Below are 21,988 nucleotides of genomic sequence, written 5' to 3' on the forward strand. Positions count from 1 at the left end.
GGCACCCACCAGTACAAGGGCAAAGAAAGCGGTGGCGGCCGAGCGCGTTCCGCACGACACGCCCGTCGAATGCACCACCGCCGCCTCATGGGAGCGGTGGCTCAAGAGACACCATGCCGCCGCGGCCGGCGTGTGGCTGCGAATGGCCAAGAAGGACAGCGGCATGGCATCGGTCAACCACGCCGAGGCACTCGAGGTTGCGCTGTGCTACGGCTGGATCGACGGGCAGCGCAAGGCGGAAGACGACAAGTACTTTCTGCAGCGCTTCACCCCTCGCACGCCGCGCAGCACCTGGTCGAAGATCAACCGCGACAAGGTACTGAAGCTGATCGAGGAAGGCCGCATGCAGCCTGCCGGCCTGGCAGAGGTCGACCGCGCCCGCGCCGACGGCCGCTGGGATGCGGCCTACGACGCCCAGAACGTCGCCACCGTGCCGCCCGACCTGCAGGCCGCGCTGGACGCAAACCCCAAGGCCGCCGCCTTCTTCGCCACCCTCGATTCGCGCAACCGCTACGCGGTGCTGTTCCGCACGCAGGGTGCGAAGAAACCCGAGACCCGGGCGCGGCGCATCGCGCAATTCGTTGAAATGCTCGCCAAGGGCGAGAAGATCCATGCCTGAGCCAGATCGGGTGGCGGCCTACTTCGCCAGCGCCTTCAGCGCCAGCTTGATGCCCTCGCTCACCGTCGCATCCTTTGGCAGTGCCTTCAGCGCCAGCGCGGCTTCCTTGTCGCTGTAGCCCAGCGCGATGAGCGCCTGCAGGATGTCGGCCTGCGCATCGGAGGCTGCATGCGCAGGCAGGCCGATGTCGGCACCCAGCTTGCCCTTGAGTTCCAGCAGCAGCCGCTCGGCGGTCTTCTTGCCGATGCCCGGAATCTTGATGAGGCGGCCGAGCTCCTGCGTGGTGATGGCCTGCGACAGCTCGCCCACGCTCATGCCCGAGAGCAGGCCGAGCGCCGTGCGCGGGCCTACGCCAGTGATCTTGATGAGTTGCCGAAAAGCCGCACGCTCCTCGGCGGTGCCGAAACCGTAGAGAATCTGCGCGTCCTCGCGCACCACGAAGTGCGTGAGCAGCGAAACGCGCTCTCCGGTGCCGGGCAGGTTGTAGAACGTGCTCATCGGCACATCGACCTCGTAACCGACGCCGTTGCAGTCCACCACCACTTGCGGTGGGTTGCGCTCGGCCAGGATGCCGGTGAGTTTGCCTATCATGGGTGCCCTTTTTCCTTGAAATGTCCGGCGTGATTCTGCGACACACCTTTGCTCCCCCCAACAACTCGCGCCTCGGCCACCTGTGCGGACCGCTGGACGCACACCTGCGCCGCATCGAAGAGGCGCTGGGCGTGAAGATCGCGCACCGCCACGAGCAGTTCAAGGTCGACGGCCCCAAGGCCTCCGCGCAGCGGGCGATGGACGTGCTGCAGGCGCTGTACGAAATCGCCCAGCGCCCGATCGACCCGGCCGTGGTGCAGCTCACGCTGGCGGGTGACGGTTCCATGATCGACGGCGACGAGGACGCGGCCATGCTCGTCACCCGCCGCGCCGATCTGCGCGCGCGCACGCCCACGCAGGCGCTGTACCTCGACAACATCGCCAAGCACGACATCACCTTCGGCATCGGCCCGGCGGGCACCGGCAAGACCTACTTGGCGGTGGCCTGCGCGGTCGATGCGCTGGAGCGCGCCGCGGTGCAGCGCATCGTGCTCACGCGCCCGGCGGTGGAAGCCGGCGAGCGGCTCGGCTTCTTGCCGGGCGACCTGACGCAGAAGGTCGACCCCTACCTGCGCCCGCTGTACGACGCGCTCTATGACCTGATGGGCTATGAAAAGGTGCAGAAGGCTTTCGAGCGCAATGCACTCGAAATTGCGCCGCTGGCCTTCATGCGCGGACGCACGCTGAACAACGCCTTCGTCATCCTGGATGAAGCGCAGAACACCACGGTCGAGCAGATGAAGATGTTCCTCACACGCATCGGCTTCGGTGCCAAGGCGGTGGTGACGGGCGACGTGAGCCAGATCGATTTGCCCAAGCAGCAGTTGAGCGGGTTGATCGACGCCGAGCGCGTGCTGCGGCGCGTGAGCGGTATTGCCATCACGCACTTCACCAGCGCCGACGTGGTGCGGCATCCGCTGGTCGCCAAGATCGTCGATGCCTACGACGGCCAGCGCAAGCGCGCGGGGTCGCACTGACATGGCGCTGGCCCAGCTTTCGCTTTCGCTGCAGTTCGCACCGCGCTTCAAGGGCATCGAGCGGCATCGCGCCGCATTGCCGCGGCACAGCGTGGCCCGCTGGATCCGCCATGCGCTCGACGCGGACGGCGAAATCACGGTGCGCATCGTCGATGCCGAGGAAGGCCAGCGCCTGAACCGCGAATTTCGCGGCAAGGACTATGCGACCAACGTGCTGACGTTCGACTACGCGCAAAGCCCGATGGTGATGGCCGACCTGGTGCTGTGCGCGCCGGTGGTCGCGGCCGAGGCCAAGGAGCAACGCAAGACATTGGCCGCGCACTACGCGCACCTGCTCGTTCACGGCACGCTGCACGCGCAGGGCTGGGACCACGAGACCGGTGAGGCCGATGCCGAGGAAATGGAAGCGCGCGAGATCGAGATCCTGGCGGGCCTCGGCATTCGAAATCCATACGGCAGGTAGCGATGGTGTCGCCCGAAGCGAATACCACCGATCCGTGGCTGGACCGCTGGCTGGATCTGGTCGGCGAGCGCGCAGGCGCTGCCCCGGTGCTCGAGCTGGGCTGCGGAACGGGCCGGGACAGTGCGGTGCTGGTGAATGCGAGGCGCCGCGTGGTGGGCATCGAACTCTCGACCGAATCGGTAGCGGCTGCGCGGGCGCGCGTGCCGCAGGGTGCGGAGTTTCACTGCACCGATTTCCGTGCGCCCTTTCCAGTGGTCGACGGAAGCGTCGGCGTGGTGCTCGCGAGTCTTTCGCTGCACTACTTTGCCTGGGACGAAACGCTGGCGTTGGCTCGGCGCATTCACCGCGTGCTTCGACCGGGCGGTGTGTTGCTGTGCCGGTTGAACTCGGTGAACGACTTACACCACGGCGCCATCGGCCCGCCGCCGAAGGGCGAAGATTCTTTCTACCTCGTGGACGGCGTGCCCAAGCGGTTTTTCGACCGCGCAGCGGTGGAGCGGCTCTTCACCGAGGGCTGGCGCATGCTGCACCTGGAAGAACGCACGGTCGAGCGCTACGAACAGCCGAAGGTGCTCTGGGAAGCCGTGCTCGAACGCGACTGAAGGCAGCGCGCTACGCCGTCATCTGCAGCGGAATGGTGACCGGCCCATCGTTGACCAGGTGCACCTGCATGTCGGCGCCGAACTCGCCCGTGGCAACCACGGGATGCGCGGCACGGGCTTGCGCCACGAAATAATCGTAGAGCCGCCGCCCTTCATCCGGCGCCGCTGCCTGCGTGAAGCTCGGGCGGTTGCCGCCGCTCACGTCGGCCGCGAGCGTGAACTGGCTCACCACGAGCAGGCCGCCGCCGATGTCCTGCAGGCTGCGGTTCATCTTTCCCGCGTCGTCTGAAAAGATGCGCAGTTTCAGTATCTTTGCCAGCATGCGGTCGGCGAGCGCATCCACATCGCCGCGCTCGGCGCAGAGCAGCACGAGCAGGCCGGCCTCGATGGCGCCCGCGGTCTGCCCGCCAATATCGACACGCGCGCTTGCCACGCGTTGAATCACGGCTTTCATGCCTCTTCCTCCATCTGCGTGGCGCGCGCTTCCATGCCCAGCGGCAGCAGCTGGATGGTCACGCGCAGGCCGGGCACGGCGTCCATAAGTGCCTGCTCCAGTTCGTCGCGCATGGCGGCCGCGTGCTGCAGTGTCCAGTCGCCCGGCACGTGCATGTGCAGGTCGGCAAACCGGCGCTGGCCCGCGCGCCGCGTGACCATGTCGTCGAAGCGCAGCCGCGCGCCTTCGGGCAGGCGTGCGGCAAACTCGTCGAGCGTGGCGCGCAGCGTGGCAATGGTCTCGGGCTCGAGCGCCTCGTCCATCAGGCCCTGCGACGAGCGCCACACGAGCTTCACGCCTTCCCGCACGATGTTGAGCGCCACGCCGATGGCGAGCAGCGGATCGAGCCAGAGCCATCCGCTGAAGTGCACGGCCACAATGCCGATGACGACCGCGGCCGAGGTCCAGACGTCGGTCATGAGATGCCGCGCATCGGCTTCCAGCGCGATGGACCGGTGGGTATGCGCCGCGCGAAACAGCGCATAGGCCAGGCCCGCGTTGAATGCGGAACTAAGCACCGAAAGCGCGAGCCCCCAGCCCAACTGCTCGAGCGGCTGAGGAGAAAGCAGCCGCTGCACGGAAACCCAGAGAATGGCGGCCGCCGCACCCACGATCAGGATGCCTTCGAAGCCCGATGAAAAGTACTCGGCCTTGTGGTGGCCGTAGGGATGGTCCTCGTCGGCCGGCCGCGCCGCCACCGTCACCATGGCCAGGGCGAACATGGCGCTGGCAAGATTGACGAACGACTCCATGGCGTCGGAGATCAGGCCCATCGAATTCGTGACGTAGCCTGCCAGGCCCTTGAGCAGGATCGTGATGAGGGCTACGGCGACGGAGACGCGAAGCAGCGTCTTGGGCGTAAGAATCATGCGCGGCGAGAGACGTTGAGCAAGAAAAACGACAGAAGTGCGGCAAAAGACCGCATCTTTGTAGCCGAGTTATCAAAAGCGGCCTCCGCTTGTAACAGGTTCAATTTAATATTTGTGTCACCGCGAGACATTCGCAGAGAGTGATGATGAAAAAATTCCTGATCGCCCTGGGAGGCTTCGCCCTTTGGGGCGCAGTGGCGTTGGCCCACGCGCAAGCAGCGCTCACCGCACCCATAGCCGCACCGGTTGCGGAGCCTCAGGCGGGCTTCGTGAAGTCGGTGCGCGGCAATGTGCAGTTGCTCAGCTCGGCCGGTACGCCGCGCGTGGCTGCTGCAGGCGATGCGCTCACCGCGGTGGACCGTATCGTGACCGGCCCGGACTCTTCCGCGGCCGTGGTCTTGCGCGACGACACGACGCTCGTCGTCGGGCCTTCGTCGCGGCTGGACCTGAAGGAATTCCACTTCAACGCCACCACGCATGAAGGCGGCGTGCTCGTATCGCTGCTGCGCGGCTCCATGCGCATGATCACGGGCCTGATCGGCAAGACCAACCCCGACGCGATCCGCGTGGAAACGCAAACGGCCACGATCGGAATCCGCGGGACCGACTTCATCGTGCAAGCCGACGGGCAGCCATGATGATGAAGTTGCGGCCCCATGCCTCCTATCTTCTTGCCGCCCTGACCGCAGCGCTGCTTGCCGCCTGCAGCTCGCCGGGCACCCGCGTGGTGCTGCTGCCCCAGGCGGACGACAAGCCCTCTGCGGTGGTGGTGCGCGCGAAGGACGGCGAAGAAGTTCTTTCCAGGCCCTACCAGCGTGCGACCGCGGCGGTCGGCGCTTCGGGCGCCCCCGTGGTCGACCAGGCGGACCCGGCCAAGGTGCGGGCCGAGAACAAGGCACTGTTCGACATGCGTCCGCCTCCGCCGCAGCGCTACACCGTGTTTTTCGACGCCGGCGGCACGACGCTCACGCCTGCGTCGCAGCAGGTCATGAACGAGGCACTGGTTGCGGCTCAAACCCGCAGCGGCAGCGACATCGTGGTGACCGGACATACCGACACCAAGGGTGCGCTCGAGCAGAACGACATGCTTTCGCAGCGCCGGGCGCAGGAAGTGGTGCAGCTCTTCATAGACCGGCAATTTCCCGCTAAGCGCATCGAGGCCGTAGGCCGCGGCGAACGCGAACTCGCCGTGTCCACGGCCGACGAGGTGGACGAGCCGCGCAACCGGCGCGTCACCATCGAAGTCCGGTAAAGGCAGCTGGCGGCCAGCGCGGCCGCCCCTTTTGGTCTGATCAGCTGACGGTCACGCGCGCAAACTTGCGCTTGCCGACCTGCACCACGTAGCTGCCCGCCGGCAGTTTCAGGGCCTTGTCGCTGATCACGACCGAATCGACGCGCACGCCGCCGCCGTCGATCAACCGGTTGCCTTCGGAAGTCGAAGGCGCCAGCCCGGCCTGCTTGAGTAGTTGCGCAATACCCAGCGGCGCACCGCCAAGCGACACCTCGGGAATGTCGTCCGGCACACCGCCCTTGCTGCGGTTGATGAAATCCTGCTCCGCCGCCTCGGCCGCCGCCGCGCTGTGGAAGCGGGCGGTGATTTCCTTGGCCAGGGCCACCTTCGCGTCCTTCGGATTGCGGCCGGAGGCAATTTCGGCCTTGAGCGCCTCGATCTGCTCCAGCGACTGGAAGCTCAGCAAGGTGTACCAGCGCCACATCAACTCGTCGGAAATCGATAGCACCTTGGCGAACATGGTGTTCGCGTCTTCGCTGATGCCGATGTAGTTGTTCTTGCTCTTGGACATCTTCTCGACGCCGTCGAGACCCTCGAGCAGAGGCATAGTGAGTATGCACTGCGGCTCTTGCCCGTATTCCTGCTGAAGATGCCGTCCGACCAGAAGATTGAACTTCTGGTCGGTGCCGCCCAGCTCGAGGTCGCTCTTGAGCGCCACCGAGTCGTAGCCCTGCATCAGCGGGTAGAGGAACTCGTGCACCGAGATCGACTGGCCGGCCTTGAAGCGCTTGTTGAAGTCGTCGCGCTCCATCATGCGGGCGACGGTGTACTTGGCGGCCAGCTGGATCATGCCGCGGGCGCCCAGCGGGTCGCTCCATTCGGAGTTGTAGCGAATCTCGGTCTTTTCGGGGTCCAGCACCAGGCTGGCCTGCCGGTAGTAAGTTTGGGCGTTGGCCTCGATCTGCTCCCGGGTGAGAGGCGGCCGAGTGCTGTTGCGGCCCGAGGGGTCGCCAATGGTGGTCGTGAAGTCGCCGATCAGGAAAATCACCCGGTGCCCCAGGTCTTGGAGCTGCCGCATCTTGTTGAGAACAACCGTATGGCCGATATGGATATCGGGAGCGGTCGGATCGAGCCCCAGCTTGATGCGCAGCGGCGTTCCGCTGGCCTCCGAGCGCTGCAGCTTGCGCACCCATTCGTCTTGCGGCAGGAGCTCGTCGGCGCCCCGGAGGGAGATTTCAAGCGCTCGTCTTACACCATCGGACAGGCCATTGGATGTAACAGATTCGGCATTCATAGGCTTTTTGGCTGATTTTCAGGTTGCCGAAGCTATACTCAGCCCGACTTTTCAAGCGCCGGATTCTAAGCGGCGCTTTTTTCCGCACCGTCCTGCCGCCCTGTCCGTTCTGGGCTTTGCAGCGCGGATTTGCAGAACCTGAGCTGGAATTCAAAGTTTGATCAACGGCATTCTCGCCGCCGAGGAGCTCCTGGCTTCTCGCGTGGCCTATACATTCCGGACCTATCCCAAGCAGATCACCGCGGCCATCGCGGCTGCCTTGCTGAGTGCCGGCACCCTGGCGGTGGCCTCCCTGGGCCCCGACGCCTCCGACCTCCCGGTCCAACAGGTGCTTGAAGCGACCGCGCCCCTGTCCTTTGCAGAACAGAGCGAATCGCTCGAGAACTTCAGCTTCACGCTGTTTCGCACCGACATCACGCGTTCGAGCGACACGGCCGAGGCCCTGCTGAAGCGCCTGGGTATTTCCGACCCCGCCGCCACCGCCTTCGTGCGCGCGAGCGGCGAAGCCCGCAATGCGCTCTTCGCGCGCGCGGGCCGCACCATCACGGCCGAAGCCACCCAGGAAAACCAGCTCAAAAAGCTGAGCGCCCGCTGGATTCCCGACGGCGACGGCGGCTTCAAGCGCTTCGTCATCGAGCGCACGGCGGTCGGCTTCGTTGCACTCACCGAGCGCGACACGCTCACGCCCGGCACACGCCTGGCCAGCGGCACCATCCGCACCTCGCTGTTCGCAGCCACCGACGACTCCCGCGTTCCCGATTCGGTCGCGAGCCAGCTGGCCGACATCTTCGCGGGCGACGTCGACGTGCGCGCGCTGCGCAAGGGCGACCGCTTTGCGGTGGTGTACGAAACCTTCGAAGCCGACGGCCAGGCGCTGCGCAGTGGCCGCGTGCTCTCGGCCGAGTTCGAGAGCGGCGGCAAGGTGCACCAGGCCGTGTGGTTCCAGCCCCCGGGCCAGAAGGGCAGCTACTACCGCCCGAACGGCGACAGCCTGCGCAAGGCGTACCTGAGCTCGCCGGTCGAGTTTTCGCGCGTGTCGAGCGGCTTTGCGATGCGCATGCACCCGATCCTGAACAGCTGGCGCCAGCACAACGGCATCGACTTTGCCGCGCCCACGGGCACGGCAGTGCGCAGCGTCGGTGACGGCACGGTCGATTTCGCCGGCACGCAAAGCGGCTACGGCAACATCGTCATCATCAAGCACCGCAACAACCAGCAGACGGCCTACGCCCACCTGAGCCGCGTCGACGTCAAGGCCGGTGAAAGCATCAGCCAGGGCCAGACGATCGGCGCCGTGGGCTCCACGGGCTGGGCCACCGGCCCTCACCTGCACTTCGAGTTCCGCGTGAACGGCGAATACCAGGACCCGGCCTCGATCGCCCAGGAAGGCGGCGCCCCGATCACCGCGGCCATGCGCCCGGCCTTCGAACGCATCGCCGTCGGTGCTCGCACCGAACTGGCCGCGGCGTTCTCGGTCATCCAGGCCAGCGCGGACTGAGCACCCGCGGGGCAATAGATAGCGGCGGCACAACAAACGCCCCGCTCGCCCCGTTCAGTATGGCCGCCGAACTGTTCATCGGCTTGATGTCCGGCACGTCGCTCGACGGCGTCGATGGCGTTCTGGCCGACTTTTCCGAAGGCCGCATCGCAGTACGGGCCTACGCTACCGCCCCTTTCCCCGCCGATCTGCGGACGGAACTGATGGCGCTCAACACATCCGGCGACAACGAACTGCACCGCGCCGCGCTGGCCGGCAATGGCTTGGCCCGCATCTATGCAGGCGTCGTCGGCCAGCTCCTCGCGGACAGCGGGACTCCAGCCAGTGCCGTTACGGCGCTTGGCGCTCATGGCCAGACGGTTCGCCACCGTCCCACCGAATTCGACGCCGTTGGCTACACGCTGCAGACCAACAACCCGTCGCTGCTGGCCGAATTGAGCGGCATCGACGTGGTTGCAGACTTTCGCAGCCGCGACCTCGCCGCGGGCGGCCAGGGCGCTCCACTGGTGCCGGCATTCCACCGTGCGCTCTTCGCGCGCGCCGACGAACCCGTGGCGGTGCTGAACATCGGCGGCATTTCCAATCTGAGCCTGCTACCCGCCGCCGATGCACCGGAAGAGCCCGCCGTGCTGGGTTTCGACTGCGGGCCAGGCAATGCCTTGATGGATTACTGGTGCCAGCTTCACACCGGCGAGCCCTTCGATCGCGGGGGGCAATGGGCCGCAAGTGGGCAGGTGCTGCCCGAGCTGCTTGCAACGCTGCAGGCCGAGTCCTATTTCGCAAAGGCGCCGCCCAAGAGCACGGGTCGCGATCTTTTCAACCCGTCCTGGCTTTCAGCACGCCTAGGCGCGGTTGCGGGCGCCGCGCCTGCCGACGTGCAAGCGACCCTGACCGAATTCACCGCCAGCGTTTGTGCGGCTGATGTGCAGCGCTATGGAAACGGTAGCAGATTGCTGATCGTTTGCGGCGGCGGTGCCTTGAACGACCACCTGCTCGCCCGTTTGCGCGCGTTGCTGCCGGGCGTGGCGGTGGACGCGTCCACGAAGCACGGCCTGCCGCCGCTGCAGGTCGAAGCCGCGGCCTTTGCATGGCTGGCGCGCAGCACCGTGCGGCGCGAAGCAGGCAACCTTGCCAGCGTGACCGGTGCGCGCGGGCCCCGGGTATTGGGCGCTATTTACCCGGCCTGAGACTCCCGCAAGCGGAGTCCGTGCCTCGTTTGCAGGCAAGAATAAAAGCACCAGGCAACAAAAAGCCGCCCGAAGGCGGCTTTTACGGGCAAGAGGGCAATCAAGCCGAGAAGCTGGATCCGCAGCCGCAGGTGCTGGTGGCGTTCGGATTCTTGATCACGAACTGGGCGCCCTGCAGGTCTTCCTTGTAGTCGATTTCAGCGCCGACCAGATACTGGTAGCTCATGGCATCGATCAGCAGCGACACGCCGTTCTTGGTCATGGTCGTGTCGTCTTCATTCGTGATTTCGTCGAAAGTGAAGCCGTACTGAAAGCCCGAGCAGCCGCCGCCTTGCACGAACACGCGCAGCTTGAGGTCGGGATTGCCCTCCTCGGCGATCAGGTCGGCCACCTTGGCGGCCGCACTGTCCGTGAAGACGATCGGCTCGGGCATCTGGGTCTGGATGTTTTCGGCAACAACGCTCATGTGGGATAACTCCTTGAGGGCCGAACAGGCGGCCAATGAACCAATGCTACTGCAATGCGGCATTCTCGGCAGGGCGGCATTGGCGAGCACCCAACACAAGTGGGGTCGAAAACCGTCCCCGCCAAGGGCCGCAATGAAAAAGCCGCCCGAAGGCGGCTCTTGCTTGCAGCGGACAGTATCAGCGCTTGCTGAACTGCTTGCGGCGGCGAGCAGAGTGCAAACCGACCTTCTTACGCTCGACTTCACGCGCGTCGCGGGTAACGAAGCCAGCCTGGCTCAGCACCGGCTTCAGGCTTGCGTCGTAGTCGATCAGCGCGCGGGTGATGCCGTGGCGCGTTGCGCCGGCCTGGCCCGATTCACCGCCGCCGTTCACGTTGACCATCACGTCGAAAGCTTCGAGGTTGTTGGTCAGCACGAGGGGTTGCTTCGCGATCATGATCGAGGTTTCGCGGCCGAAGAACTCTTGAATGTCCTTGCCGTTGACCGTGATCTTGCCCGAGCCCTTTTTCAGAAACACACGGGCAACGCTCGATTTGCGACGGCCGGTGCCATTGTTCCATTCACCAATCATTCTCAAGGCTCCTTACAGTTCCAGCACTTTGGGCTGTTGGGCGGTATGCGGGTGCTCAGCGCCACCGTACACCTTGAGTTTCTTGATCATCGCGTAGCCAAGCGGGCCCTTAGGCAGCATGCCCTTGACAGCCTTTTCCAGGGCGCGGCCCGGGTGCTTGGATTGCATGTCGCGGAAGTTGGTCGCCGTGATACCGCCCGGGTAGCCCGAGTGACGGTAGTACACCTTGTCGATCGACTTGGCGCCGGTGACGCGCAGCTGGGCTGCGTTGATGATGACGATGAAGTCACCGGTATCGACGTGAGGCGTATAAATGGCCTTGTGTTTGCCGCGCAAACGGAGAGCAACTTCGCTGGCTACTCGTCCGAGGACCTTGTCGGTCGCGTCAATCACAAACCACTCGTGCGTCACGTCAGCGGGCTTGGCGCTGAACGTTTTGGTCATGAGTTTTTCTCTTGAAAAGAGGGTTTGGCGAGCCCTTTTCCACGGTCGGCGTTCCTCTGACGGGAATCTCTTAGGTGGGTTTCACGCGCCCTGGAGACCAGGTTACATGCCTTCGCCGCGGGGCTACAAAAAACGCTGCGAAGCCCGCGATTATACGAAGAATCGGGCCATCGAAGCAAATTGAAGCCTGCCGGGGAGCCCGAGACGTTACCATCCTTACCCTATGTTCAGTTACCGCCACGCCTTCCATGCCGGCAACCACGCCGACGTGCTCAAGCACACGGTGCTGATTGCCACGCTCGACCACCTGCTTGAAAAAGAAGCAGCCCTGACCGTCATCGACACCCACGCTGGCGCCGGCCTGTACCGCCTCGACGGGGACTACGCCGGCACCAGCGGCGAAGCAGCCGAAGGCATATTGCGCCTGCTTTCGGACAAGAAGGCGGCTGCTCCCACGGCGCAACCGGCCCCGGCTGCAAAGTCCGCTACCAAAAAGGCAGCACCCGAGGCCGAAGCACCCTTGGCCGACGCGATTGCACGCTATCTCAGCGTGATTCACGACTTCAATCCCAAGGGCGGCGCGCGTATCTACCCGGGTTCGCCGTTCATCGTGCAGCACCTGCTGCGCGACCACGACAAGCTCAAGCTGTTCGAACTGCACCCGACCGACGCACGCACGCTGGATGCCAACATTGCGCAACTCGAGGCGGGCCGCCAGATCGCCGTGCTGCGCGAAGACGGCTTCGGCAGTGCCACCAAGTTCCTGCCTCCACCTTCGCGCCGCGCGCTGGTGCTGATGGACCCCAGCTACGAAATCAAGAGCGACTACGGCCGCGTGCTGGACTTCGCGGCCGAGGCGCTCAAGCGCTTTGCGACCGGCACCTATGCGGTGTGGTACCCGATCATCCCGCGGCCAGAGGCGCACGACCTCCCGCGGCGGCTGAAGACGCTGGCGACCAAGGCCGGCAAGTCGTGGCTGCACGCCACGCTCACGGTCAAGTCGAGCAAGCTGATCACCACCACAACGGGCGAAACCCAGCGCCCCGGACTGCCGGCCAGCGGCATGTTCCTGATCAACCCGCCCTATACGCTGAAGCCGCTGCTGGCGGCTGCCCTGCCGCAGCTGGTGGAGCGGCTGGCCCAGGACAAGCACGCCGCCTTCTCGCTCGATTCGGGCGGCTAGCCCTTTCCTGATTTTTCTTCGCCCGGCGTTTTCAGCGTCGGCGGCGCGGCGGCACATTCACCTTGCGGCGCGGAGCCGCTGGTGCGGACGCCAGCGGCGGCTCTGCCGCCTCGACGTCGGCACCACCGCAGCGCATGCCGTCGCGATCGATGATCGTCAGTGCCACCTGCTTGATGCCGAGACCGATCATGCCGATGCGCTCGGCCGCGGCACGGCTCAGGTCGATGATGCGGCCCTGCGCATAGGGGCCCCGGTCGGTAATGCGTACCAGCACTTCGCTGCCGGTGACCAGGCTGCGCACGCAAACGCGGGTGTTGAACGGCAAGGTCTTGTGGGCCGCCGTCATGGCCGTCATGTCGAAGCGTTCGCCGCTCGCGGTCTTGCGCTGGTGAAACTGGATGCCGTACCAGGACGCTCCACCACGTTCGTAGATCTCGCGAGGGCCACTGTCGCCGGGCACCCCGTCGTCAGGCCCCAGGTCGCCAGAGCTGGGCGCCGCAAGGTCGTAGCGGACCGAAGGCACGCTCGAGCGGGCGGGTGCACCCGCAGGCACCGCCAGCTGGCGCGACAAGGGCGAAAGCTTTGCGTCTTTCGTGTCAGCCGCCGGGCCTTCGGTGGCCGGGGGCATGGCACAGCCGGCCAGCGCGCAGGTTGCTGCAACAAGGGCCACACGCAAGGCCCCGCGCAGCGAGCGTCCTGCTTCCGCGCGCCCCCTCAATCGAGGCGCTCCAGCACAGCCAGCGTCGGCGCCGACTGGTTCATTGTGTAGAAGTGCAGCGCCGGCGCGCCGCCGTCGCGCAGGCGCGCGCAGAGGTCGGCCACCACGTCGAGGCCAAAGGCCTTGATGGATGCCGTGTCGTCGCCAAAGCCCTGCAGCCGCAGGCGAATCCAGCGCGGGATCTCGGCGCCGCAGGCGTCGGAGAAGCGCATGAGCTGCGTCGAGCTGATGATCGGCATGACGCCCGGGACGATCGGCGTGTCGAGCCCCAGCTTGCGCGCATCGTCGACAAAGCGGAAGTACGCCTCGGGGCTGAAGAAGTACTGCGTGATCGCAGAATCGGCACCGGCCTTCACCTTGGCGGCAAAGGCCTGCAGGTCGGCCTCGGGCGAACGCGCCTGCGGATGCACCTCGGGGTAGCAGGCCACCTCGATGTGGAAGTCTCGGCCGGTTTCTTCGCGGATGAAGCCCACGAGATCGCTCGCGTACAGAAATTCGCCGCCGATGCCGTAGCCACTCGGCAGGTCGCCGCGCAGCGCGACGAGGCGCTTCACGCCCATGGACTTGAGCTCGGCCAACTGCTCGCGCACCGTGGCGCGCGTGGCGCCAATGCACGAGAAGTGGCTTGCGGCGTCGACGCCCTCGGACAGGATCTCCTGCACCGCACCGAACGTGCCCTGGTGCGTAGAGCCGCCCGCGCCGTAGGTGACCGAGCAGAACTCGGGCTTGCGCGCATACAGCTGCTGGCGCACGGCGCGCAGCTTGACCGCGCCTTCAGGCGTCTTGGTCGGAAAGAATTCGAAGCTCAGCGGAAGGCGCACCTGCGTTCCTTAAGAGCCGTCCGCTTGAACAGCGCGCACGGCGTGAATGAAAAACTCGCGGTTGCCGTCGCCGCCGGCGATCGGGCTGTCAAACCACTGCAGCACGCGAAGCTCGAGGGCTTCGCAGGCATCGCACAGGCGCTTTTCGACCACCGCATACATCGACTCGTCGCGGACGATGCCACCCTTGCCGACCTGCCCCGGCTGCAGTTCGAACTGCGGCTTGACCAGCATCAGCAGGTGGCCGTCGTCGGCCAGGAACGGCATCAGCGCCGGTAGCACCAGCGTCTGCGAAATGAACGACAGATCACCGACGATGAGGTCGAAGCGCAATTCGGAGGGCTCCTCACCCTCCTCTTGCAGATCGTCCGCCGACAACGCACGCGCATTGACGCCTTCGATGGCGACCACACGCTCGTCTTCGCGCAACCGCGCATGCAACTGCCCATGGCCCACGTCCACGCCCACCACCTTCGCAGCGCCGCGCTGCAGAAGGCAGTCGGTGAAGCCTCCGGTCGACTGGCCCACGTCGAGGCACAGCTTGCCCGATGGGTCCAGGCCGCTCGCGGCCAGCGCACCTTCGAGCTTGAGCCCGCCGCGCGACACGTAGCGGGCCTCCGCCGCGTCGTCGAGTTCGACCTCAGCCGACTCGGGCACTTCGTCGCGATTCTTCACGACCGAGCGCCACGCGTCGCCCGTGCCCGCATCGCGCCAACGCATGCCGCCGGCAATCAGCCGCACGGCCTGCGAGCGCGATGCGGCAAAGCCGCGTTCGACCAGCAATTGATCAGCGCGCATTCAGTACCGGTACGTGTCCGCCTTGTACGGACCCGCCTTGTTCACGCCGATGTAGGCGGCCTGTTCGTCGGTCAGCTCGGTGAGCATGGCGCCGACCTTCTTCAGGTGCAGGCGCGCGACCTTTTCGTCCAAGTGCTTGGGCAGCACGTAGACCTTGCCGGCCTGGTAGGCATCGGGCTTGGTGAAGAGCTCGATCTGCGCAATGGTCTGGTTGGCGAAAGACGACGACATCACGAAGCTCGGGTGGCCCGTGCCGCAGCCCAGGTTCACGAGGCGACCCTTGGCCAGCAGGATGATCTTCTTGCCGTCGGGGAAGGTGATGTGGTCGACCTGCGGCTTGATCTCCTCCCACTCGTACTTCTCGATCGACGCAACGTCGATCTCGTTGTCGAAGTGGCCGATGTTGCAGACGATGGCCTGGTCCTTCATTGCAGCCATGTGTTCGTGGCGGATCACGTCCTTGTTGCCCGTGGTGGTCACGAAGATGTCGGCCTTGTCGGCGGCGTATTCCATCGTGACGACCTTGTAGCCTTCCATCGCGGCCTGCAGTGCGTTGATGGGGTCGATCTCGGTCACCCACACCTGGGCGCTCAGTGCGCGCAACGCCTGGGCCGAGCCCTTGCCCACGTCGCCGTAGCCGGCCACGCAAGCCACCTTGCCGGCAATCATCACGTCGGTGGCGCGCTTGATACCGTCCACCAGCGATTCGCGGCAGCCGTAGAGGTTGTCGAACTTGCTCTTGGTGACCGAGTCGTTCACGTTGATGGCGCGGAACAGCAGCGTGCCCTTGGCGCTCATCTCGTTCAGGCGGTGCACGCCGGTCGTCGTTTCTTCGGTCACGCCGATGATCTCGGCCGACTTGCGCGTGTACCAGGTCGAATCGACAGCCAGCTTGGCCTTGATGGCTGCGTAGAGGATGCGTTCTTCCTCGCTGGTCGGGTTGGCGAGCACGCCCAGGTCCTTTTCAGCGCGCTGGCCCAGGTGCATCAGCAGCGTGGCGTCGCCGCCGTCGTCCAGGATCATGTTCGGGCCTTCGCCCTTCGAACCCTTGGGTCCGAAGTCGAAGATGGCGTGGGTGTAGTCCCAGTAGTCCTTCAGCGACTCGCCCTTGATCGCGAACACCGGGGTGCCGGCTGCGGCAATGGCGGCGGCGGCATGGTCCTGCGTCGAGAAGATGTTGCACGAGGCCCAGCGAACGGTGGCGCCAAGCGCTTGCAGCGTTTCGATCAGCACGGCGGTCTGGATCGTCATGTGCAGCGAGCCCGTGATGCGCGCGCCCTTGAGCGGCTGCGCCTTCGAGAACTCTTCGCGGATGGCCATCAGGCCGGGCATTTCGGTTTCCGCGATGCGGATTTCCTTGCGGCCCCAGGCGGCCAGCGACAGGTCGGCAATCGCCTGGTCGGCGGTGGAAACGGGGGTGGGCTTGAGAACAGCGCTCATGAGAACTCCAACAAAGCTAGTTTGAAAGGTGCCACTGCGTTCGGGGAAAAGACTCACCGCGAGAACAGCGGGTGAGCGTGGTTGCGATGTAGTCCGAGCCTCACGCCTGATGGCGCTGCAACGCTCCTCGGAACGGGGATTGTAGACGGGGTGGGGAGGCGAGCCAATCGCCGGGGCATCCCACATACCGGAAAGCGCGTTTCTCATCCCTGTCCGACATCAAGCGGGGCAGCTTTATCGGCACCGCCGCCATGCCGCAGGCCGACGGCTCGCAAAAGGCGCTCGAGGTGGTGGTGTTTCCCGAGGCCGCGCGCGGCACGGGCGAAGGGCACCGTCCGTGGGACCTGCTGCCGCAGAGCACCATGACCAACGCCACCGTGGCCGATCTGGCTGCAGCGCCGAAGTCGGTACGCGGCGGACAGCAGCTTCGGCTGACGTACAAGGGCGGAGAAAAGATCATCGTCGTGCCGCCCAATGTGCCGGTCGTGACCTTCCGACCCGGCACCGAGGCTTTGCTGGTGCCGGGCGCCAAGGTGCTGGTCAATGCGCAGGAAAAGAACGGCACGCCCACGGCGCTGCGCGTCACCGCCGGGCGCAACGGCTTTGCGCCGCCGATGTAGCAGCCCAAGGGAAATCCCGAAGGCGAATTTGTTGCCGCGGGCATTGCGGCCGTTCCAGTGCGGCGTATCGTGGCGAGGGACTTCGCCGTCCGGCCGGTCCTTGCCATTCACCCCGTTCACCTGACACAGGAGATACCGCACCATGGCCACAGCCAAGAAAGCCGCCGCGAAGAAGACTACGGCCAGCAGCAGCGAAAACAGCAGCGGGAGCACCAGGGCATCCGCCCCCGATGCCGCCGACATGCTGAATCCGCTGAAGAATCTCAAGGCCATGACCGATCGCCTGCAGGAGCTCAACCTGACCGGCGGTGCGAGCAAGCTGCTCGAAAGCGGCCAGAAGGACCTCCAGGCGCTGATGCAAGCCAACGAAAAGTCCTACCAGGGCCTGCAAACCGTGGTGCAGCGGCAGACCGAGATGATCAAGAACGCCATCACCGAATGGCAGACGGCCGCCAAGGAAATGCCGGGCAGGGACCCGAAGGCCAACCTCGCCAAGCTGGACGAACTCGGCCGCCAGTCGTTCCAGCGCGCCATCGACGACATCAAGGAACTCGCCAACCTGGCGGCCAAGTCGCAGGCCGATGCCTTCGAGCTGGTGCGCCAGCGCATTCAGGCGAATGTGGACGAAGTGACCAAAATGCTGAAGCGGAAGTAGCGAACAGACTCCCCTTCTGAATTTGCCATCCTTTAGTTTTAATTTTTCTTGGGAGGCACGACTGCTGAAGAGATAGATGTAGCTTTGCATCGCATTTTTGCGACTGCCGTGATGTTTCGCACGACAAATCCCTGTCGAACCAAGCCCGGAAACGTTTGCGTTTTATACAATCGCGTGTCAAGACGTAACGATTCAGGGTGGGTAAGATATGCGCGCAAATCTCAAGCTAGGTTGGGGCACGGTTATGCTGTCAGCATTGCTGACGGCATGTGGAGGATCAAGTGACGGCGGCTCCGCCCCCCAACTGATAGCGGCATCGGGCACTGTCGAAACAACAGCCAAGAGCGCCGAACCAAGCCCCGCCACGAGTAGCGCCCTGCTGCCTATCGAATCTAGAGTCCAAACGGAGGAGGGCGCGGCAGTTGACGTCAATCGGTTCAAAGTCCGCCTGATCGGCCGCGGCCCGGAACCGCAACAGGTAACCCTACCTTCGCTTCCGGCGGCAGAAAGCTCGCTCCCGTTGAAATCGACGCCTTCGATCTTTGGGGTCCCTACCAAGATCGGTGTTGCACGTCAGGTTGCTCAAACCGCCAGCCCTCTAGCCGTAACAAGCCTGATGAATTGGACGCCATCAGAACGAGGAGGCCAACTGGCCGCAATGAGGTTTGCATCGCCCAGCGCGAGAGGCGTTCGAATTGGCTTGCGTGTAGACAGTCTTCCTTTGGGCACGATGGTTCGCTTCTATGGCGATACAAGCGAAAAAATGTATGAAGTGTCTGCGCAGGAGATTCTTGCCGTCATTCAACGCAATTTAGCCGCTGGCGATTCGAGTGACAGCGCTCGAACCTTTTGGTCTCCCAACATGGGTGGCGAAGCCACTACGGTCGAAGTTGAGGTGCCGCCCAGCGCTGCGGTAGATGCAGTGAAGGTGGCAGTGCCCATGCTGTCGCACGTGACCGTGGACATGACCAAACAAGAATCGCTGGAAAAAGTCGGCGAATCCGGGTCGTGCAATGCGGACATTCCCTGCACCTCAAAATACGACAGCCTCAGCAAATCCGTCGCATTGATGGATTTCATCAAGGACGGGAACAACTACGTTTGCACCGGCACCTTGCTTAACGACCGCATGTCGACAGGCACGCCATATTTCTTGAGCGCCAATCACTGCATTTCCAACCAGACGGTTGCCTCGACCCTTTACACCCTGTGGTTCTACAAGTCGGCAACCTGCCGTAGCACGCAAGTCAACCCGACCTTTGCCACCATGACCTCGGGTGCCACACTGCTCTATACCGAGCCGACGACGGATACCACCTTCATGCGGCTGAATTCGCAACCTCCGGCCGGCGCACTGTTTGCGGGATCGAGCCCTTTCAGTCCTGATTCGTATAACGGTGTCCAAGGCGTCTACGGCGTACATCACCCCAAAGGCGATGTGCAGAAGTACAGTGAAGGCAGCTATCTTGGAACCGCAGCTTGCGGGAGTTCGAATTGTTATGCTGCCACGGGGAGCAATGCCAAGTTCCTCGCCGTCAGTTGGTACAACGGCGTGACCGAGGGGGGCAGCAGCGGCTCAGGGCTCTTCAGAAGGCTCAATGGCAATGACTATCTGGTCGGACAATTGCTGGGCGGAGCATCTTCGTGCAGCAACCCTGGTGGGTATGACTTCTACGGGCGCTTTGATCTCGCCTTCCAAGCTGCACTGCAACAGTGGCTCGATGCGCCCTCAACCACGGTACGTACGCCCATCTATCGCTTCTACAACACCAAAACCGGCGCACACTTCTATACCTCCAGCGTGTCCGAACGCGATCTCGTCATCACCAAGCTGCCCGAGTACAACTATGAAGGGCCCGCGTTCTTCGCGTTCGGTGCGGCTGCGCCGGGCACCAAGCCGGTTTACCGGTTCTATAACACGCGCAACGGCACGCACTTCTACACGATGGACGAGCAGGAGCGGGCGAATATCCAAGCCAACATGCCTTGGTATGAATACAACTACATAACTTGGTACGCCACTACTTCGCAGACCAGCGGAGCCATGCCGATGTACCGGTTCTATCATTCGCAAGCACAAACTCATTTCTATACGATGAGTGCAAGCGAGCGTGACAACATCCGACAAAACATCCCACAATATGCGTATGAGGGGGTCAGGTACTTCGCATGGGGAAGCCCTTGACCTAATAGCTGGGCCATCTGGCAGCTCTTCGTAAAACGGTTGAGTTGCGCGCAAAAAAACAAAGAAGGCGTGCCTGTATGCAACGAGATCTTGGCTTGTGCGGACTGCTGCTTTTCGGCGTCATCCTTACAGGTTGTGGTGGGGGGACTGGCAACGCATCGGGCGACTCAGGACCAGACGGCGCGGCCGCGAGGTTATTCGCAGCCGGCGAGTCGAGTTCGCTTCCCAGGACTGACTTTGCGGCGCCCGCAGGCGAACATGCAACGACTGGCACCAAAGAGCTCGGCTCTGTCATTCGCCCGCTCGCGAGGAGCCCCTTCGCGTTCGCAAGAAACGGCCAATTCCATGTCTACGCCGGCAACGGGTCGCGGAAACGCCTCGCGCTTGATTTCGATACCAGGACCTACACCGTAGCGGACAATTCGGGGCAAGGCACCTCCGGTACGTTCAGCGAGGATGCGACGGAGCCGGGGACTTACATCTTCGCGAGCACGCGTATCACGAGCGTCGTCAACACGGCACGCTTTCGCATCACTGCCGACGCAATCGTTGGCGCCTTCCCATTCGAAAAGCCTTGGTCGGATCCCGTCCGCTATGAGGTAGTGCCATTCATCGGGGCACGTGCTTTCGTTACGAACCCGGCCGAGCTCGATGGTTCTTACAATCGATTTGGCATCAGCCGCAACAGCGACGGGAGTTCGGACTCACAGATCCTCGCAATGGAGATTTCGGGCAACGGCACGCTGCTGGAGATGTGTTTCGATATCGGTATTTATCGCATAGCCACGTGCCCATACCAGTCGAGGCGCTCTTACCTCCTGACGGCCTCTGTTGATTCAGTGTGGACCGGCACCAACATCGCGGCGCCCAACGATGTACTGCAGTTCCGCATGGCGCGCATCGGGGGGGAGAACGTCTGGCTGTCAGGGGGTTACACGGACGCCGCTCCCGGTATTCATGTGTTCCGGGTCGGGTTGAAAGATGCAACCATCTGGCCTACGGCGCGCTATGGTGGGGGGTCCTCTGATGGGCGCTGGGGCACGAACATCATTGGTCCTACGAGCTCCTCACGCACCAGTTTTGATGCGACAGGTACGCCGTCAACGCTGGTCCGTACGGTGAGCACCCTCGGAGAGTCCGCGCCGCTGGGCATCCGCGGAGTCGACCTCAACGGTACACAAAAGTACTTCGCGATCCAGAACGGTGCGCTGTCGGTGGTCCTCGGCGCCCGCAATCCGGATACGCAGGGCTATATTCAAGTCGGGCTGTTCAAGGATCATGCCGGCGTGGATACCCGCAGTGGCACGTACCACGTTTTTTCGGGTCAGCGTTCGATCGTGAAGTTGACACTCGACTTTGATGCTGGCACTTACCGGATGAACGAAGACTTCAGTCAGGCCAGCAGTGGCACGTTCAGTGCCGACCCTAGCGATCCGGGCAGTTACATCTTCGATAGCCAGCGGATCACCGGCGCCGTGAACACGGCGCGGTTCCGCGTCGCGCAGGACGCGATTATTGGGGCCTTCCCGTTCTACGTCCACGCGCTACCTCCCAATCAGTATCAGATCCAGCCTTTCGTTGCGGCACGCAACTTCGTGACGTATCGCGGCGAGCTAGAGGGCCTCTACGACTTGATGGTGGCGGGTATACCGGTCGGTGCGAACGCGTATCCGCTCAACCTGATGCGCATGGCCATCCCTGCGTCCGGCTCGAGCGCCCAGCTCTGCAAGCTGGTGCCGGTCACGAGCTGCGCGGATGGCTCTTCATCTCCCTTCTCTGTGATAACCGGAGTGACGCCTGAGTCCTGGCTGCTCTCCGCCCCGGCTTGGGTGACACGCCTTTACGTGGCAAGAGTTGGAACCCGCCGGCTCGCTCTCTACGCAACGACCCAGATGTATGACAACCCCACCCGCGTCGGCGGCTACATGGTGATGGGCTTGCGTCGCCCCTCCACTGGCTCCGCCAACTGGACCAGCCTCAGTGGGCGCAGTTACTCAGGCTCCGGCGACCTCGGCGCTATGCTCGTAGACACTTCGAGCTATACAACCACATACGCCCGATCCGACGGGACGACGGCGTTGTTCTCACTGGCGTTGAGTCCAGTGACGAATAACACGCAAGTCAAGATTGGGGCGGATACGATCGGAACGCCGTACGCAGTGATCCAGGACGATTTGTTCATGTTTGCCATGCCCACCAGTGGCGATGCAAGCCAATTGCACATCAGTCTGGCTAACTGACCCGAGGGAACAAAGCGATCTAC

Annotated in this window: 24 protein-coding genes and 1 riboswitch; of the genes, 13 read left to right on the forward strand and 11 right to left on the reverse strand. The window is 63.9% G+C overall.

Going from position 1 to position 21,988, the window contains the following annotated elements; all coding sequences use genetic code 11:
* Positions 1–31 precede the first annotated feature (31 nt).
* Positions 32–619: a YdeI/OmpD-associated family protein gene (locus V9L20_RS13595; RefSeq protein WP_337297047.1), complete on the forward strand. Its 588-nt coding sequence runs from the start codon at positions 32–34 to the stop codon at positions 617–619.
* Positions 620–637: 18 nt separating this feature from the next.
* Here V9L20_RS13595 and ruvA read toward each other — a convergent pair whose 3' ends face one another.
* Positions 638–1,210: a Holliday junction branch migration protein RuvA gene (ruvA, locus tag V9L20_RS13600; protein WP_337296991.1), complete on the reverse strand. Its 573-nt coding sequence runs from the start codon at positions 1,208–1,210 to the stop codon at positions 638–640.
* 20 nt (positions 1,211–1,230) lie between these two features.
* Between ruvA and V9L20_RS13605 the strand changes: the two genes are divergently transcribed.
* The 3 genes from V9L20_RS13605 to V9L20_RS13615 are packed head-to-tail and all read left to right on the forward strand — an operon-like array spanning position 1,231 to position 3,252.
* Positions 1,231–2,187 (forward strand): PhoH family protein, encoded by a 957-nt coding sequence (locus V9L20_RS13605; protein ID WP_307699071.1) that lies wholly within the window; start codon positions 1,231–1,233, stop codon positions 2,185–2,187.
* A 1-nt stretch (position 2,188) separates the two neighbouring features.
* Complete coding sequence (ybeY, locus tag V9L20_RS13610; protein ID WP_258502441.1) at positions 2,189–2,650, forward strand: rRNA maturation RNase YbeY; 462 nt, start codon at positions 2,189–2,191, stop codon at positions 2,648–2,650.
* A gap of 2 nt (positions 2,651–2,652) precedes the next feature.
* The gene (locus V9L20_RS13615; protein WP_337296992.1) at positions 2,653–3,252 is read left to right on the forward strand and encodes a class I SAM-dependent methyltransferase; all 600 of its coding nucleotides are present in this window, start codon (positions 2,653–2,655) and stop codon (positions 3,250–3,252) included.
* 10 nt (positions 3,253–3,262) lie between these two features.
* Here the strand turns inward: V9L20_RS13615 and dtd are convergent, their stop codons facing one another.
* Together dtd and V9L20_RS13625 are read right to left on the reverse strand one after the other, a co-directional pair.
* Positions 3,263–3,706, reverse strand: a complete 444-nt coding sequence (gene dtd, locus V9L20_RS13620) for a D-aminoacyl-tRNA deacylase (protein WP_337296993.1) — start codon at positions 3,704–3,706, stop codon at positions 3,263–3,265.
* The gene (locus V9L20_RS13625; RefSeq protein WP_337296994.1) at positions 3,703–4,614 is read right to left on the reverse strand and encodes a cation diffusion facilitator family transporter; all 912 of its coding nucleotides are present in this window, start codon (positions 4,612–4,614) and stop codon (positions 3,703–3,705) included. The genes dtd and V9L20_RS13625 overlap by 4 nt, the downstream gene beginning before the upstream one ends.
* 143 nt (positions 4,615–4,757) lie before the next feature.
* Here V9L20_RS13625 and V9L20_RS13630 point away from each other — a divergent pair, with 143 nt between their 5' ends.
* Both V9L20_RS13630 and V9L20_RS13635 read left to right on the forward strand, forming a co-directional pair.
* Entirely contained in the window at positions 4,758–5,252 is a 495-nt protein-coding gene (locus V9L20_RS13630) for a FecR family protein (RefSeq protein WP_337296995.1), read from the forward strand.
* A 2-nt stretch (positions 5,253–5,254) separates the two neighbouring features.
* The gene (locus V9L20_RS13635) at positions 5,255–5,866 is read left to right on the forward strand and encodes an OmpA family protein (RefSeq protein ID WP_443098580.1); all 612 of its coding nucleotides are present in this window, start codon (positions 5,255–5,257) and stop codon (positions 5,864–5,866) included.
* A 40-nt stretch (positions 5,867–5,906) separates the two neighbouring features.
* On the opposite strand, the gene tyrS is transcribed toward V9L20_RS13635, so the two are convergent.
* Positions 5,907–7,139 (reverse strand): tyrosine--tRNA ligase, encoded by a 1,233-nt coding sequence (gene tyrS, locus V9L20_RS13640; RefSeq protein WP_337296996.1) that lies wholly within the window; start codon positions 7,137–7,139, stop codon positions 5,907–5,909.
* A gap of 157 nt (positions 7,140–7,296) precedes the next feature.
* Between tyrS and V9L20_RS13645 the strand changes: the two genes are divergently transcribed.
* Both V9L20_RS13645 and V9L20_RS13650 read left to right on the forward strand, forming a co-directional pair.
* Complete coding sequence (locus V9L20_RS13645; protein WP_157616027.1) at positions 7,297–8,637, forward strand: peptidoglycan DD-metalloendopeptidase family protein; 1,341 nt, start codon at positions 7,297–7,299, stop codon at positions 8,635–8,637.
* 59 nt (positions 8,638–8,696) lie between these two features.
* Positions 8,697–9,824 (forward strand): anhydro-N-acetylmuramic acid kinase, encoded by a 1,128-nt coding sequence (locus tag V9L20_RS13650; protein WP_337296997.1) that lies wholly within the window; start codon positions 8,697–8,699, stop codon positions 9,822–9,824.
* 100 nt (positions 9,825–9,924) lie between these two features.
* Here the strand turns inward: V9L20_RS13650 and erpA are convergent, their stop codons facing one another.
* The 3 genes from erpA to rplM form a co-directional block, all read right to left on the reverse strand.
* Complete coding sequence (gene erpA / locus V9L20_RS13655) at positions 9,925–10,290, reverse strand: iron-sulfur cluster insertion protein ErpA (protein ID WP_126749433.1); 366 nt, start codon at positions 10,288–10,290, stop codon at positions 9,925–9,927.
* Positions 10,291–10,468: 178 nt separating this feature from the next.
* Positions 10,469–10,861: a 30S ribosomal protein S9 gene (rpsI, locus tag V9L20_RS13660; protein WP_126749434.1), complete on the reverse strand. Its 393-nt coding sequence runs from the start codon at positions 10,859–10,861 to the stop codon at positions 10,469–10,471.
* A 12-nt stretch (positions 10,862–10,873) separates the two neighbouring features.
* Positions 10,874–11,305, reverse strand: coding sequence for a 50S ribosomal protein L13 (gene rplM, locus V9L20_RS13665; protein WP_028259766.1), 432 nt, complete (start codon positions 11,303–11,305; stop codon positions 10,874–10,876).
* Positions 11,306–11,528: 223 nt separating this feature from the next.
* Between rplM and V9L20_RS13670 the strand changes: the two genes are divergently transcribed.
* Positions 11,529–12,488, forward strand: coding sequence for a 23S rRNA (adenine(2030)-N(6))-methyltransferase RlmJ (locus V9L20_RS13670; protein ID WP_337296998.1), 960 nt, complete (start codon positions 11,529–11,531; stop codon positions 12,486–12,488).
* Between the two features lie 31 nt (positions 12,489–12,519).
* Here V9L20_RS13670 and V9L20_RS13675 read toward each other — a convergent pair whose 3' ends face one another.
* The 4 genes from V9L20_RS13675 to ahcY form a co-directional block, all read right to left on the reverse strand.
* Complete coding sequence (locus V9L20_RS13675; RefSeq protein WP_337297048.1) at positions 12,520–13,116, reverse strand: septal ring lytic transglycosylase RlpA family protein; 597 nt, start codon at positions 13,114–13,116, stop codon at positions 12,520–12,522.
* Between the two features lie 86 nt (positions 13,117–13,202).
* Complete coding sequence (metF, locus tag V9L20_RS13680) at positions 13,203–14,027, reverse strand: methylenetetrahydrofolate reductase [NAD(P)H] (protein ID WP_337296999.1); 825 nt, start codon at positions 14,025–14,027, stop codon at positions 13,203–13,205.
* Positions 14,028–14,036: 9 nt separating this feature from the next.
* Positions 14,037–14,825: a TlyA family RNA methyltransferase gene (locus V9L20_RS13685; protein ID WP_337297000.1), complete on the reverse strand. Its 789-nt coding sequence runs from the start codon at positions 14,823–14,825 to the stop codon at positions 14,037–14,039.
* Positions 14,826–16,265, reverse strand: coding sequence for an adenosylhomocysteinase (gene ahcY / locus V9L20_RS13690; protein ID WP_337297001.1), 1,440 nt, complete (start codon positions 16,263–16,265; stop codon positions 14,826–14,828).
* 66 nt (positions 16,266–16,331) lie between these two features.
* A riboswitch (S-adenosyl-L-homocysteine riboswitch) is annotated at positions 16,332–16,400 on the reverse strand.
* A gap of 116 nt (positions 16,401–16,516) precedes the next feature.
* On the opposite strand from ahcY, the gene V9L20_RS13695 reads away from it, so the two are divergent.
* The 4 genes from V9L20_RS13695 to V9L20_RS13710 all read left to right on the forward strand — a co-directional run bounded on the left by V9L20_RS13695 (position 16,517) and on the right by V9L20_RS13710 (position 21,965).
* Complete coding sequence (locus V9L20_RS13695; RefSeq protein WP_443098577.1) at positions 16,517–16,885, forward strand: hypothetical protein; 369 nt, start codon at positions 16,517–16,519, stop codon at positions 16,883–16,885.
* Between the two features lie 142 nt (positions 16,886–17,027).
* Positions 17,028–17,540: a TIGR01841 family phasin gene (phaP, locus tag V9L20_RS13700; RefSeq protein ID WP_337297002.1), complete on the forward strand. Its 513-nt coding sequence runs from the start codon at positions 17,028–17,030 to the stop codon at positions 17,538–17,540.
* Between the two features lie 208 nt (positions 17,541–17,748).
* A complete protein-coding gene (locus tag V9L20_RS13705; RefSeq protein ID WP_337297003.1) occupies positions 17,749–19,725 on the forward strand; it encodes a trypsin-like serine protease in 1,977 nt (658 codons plus the stop codon).
* Positions 19,726–19,802: 77 nt separating this feature from the next.
* Positions 19,803–21,965 (forward strand): hypothetical protein, encoded by a 2,163-nt coding sequence (locus V9L20_RS13710; protein WP_337297004.1) that lies wholly within the window; start codon positions 19,803–19,805, stop codon positions 21,963–21,965.
* The last annotated feature ends 23 nt before the right edge of the window (positions 21,966–21,988 follow it).

Source organism: Variovorax sp. CCNWLW225 (genome assembly GCF_037204045.1).
Classification (GTDB): domain Bacteria; phylum Pseudomonadota; class Gammaproteobacteria; order Burkholderiales; family Burkholderiaceae_C; genus Variovorax.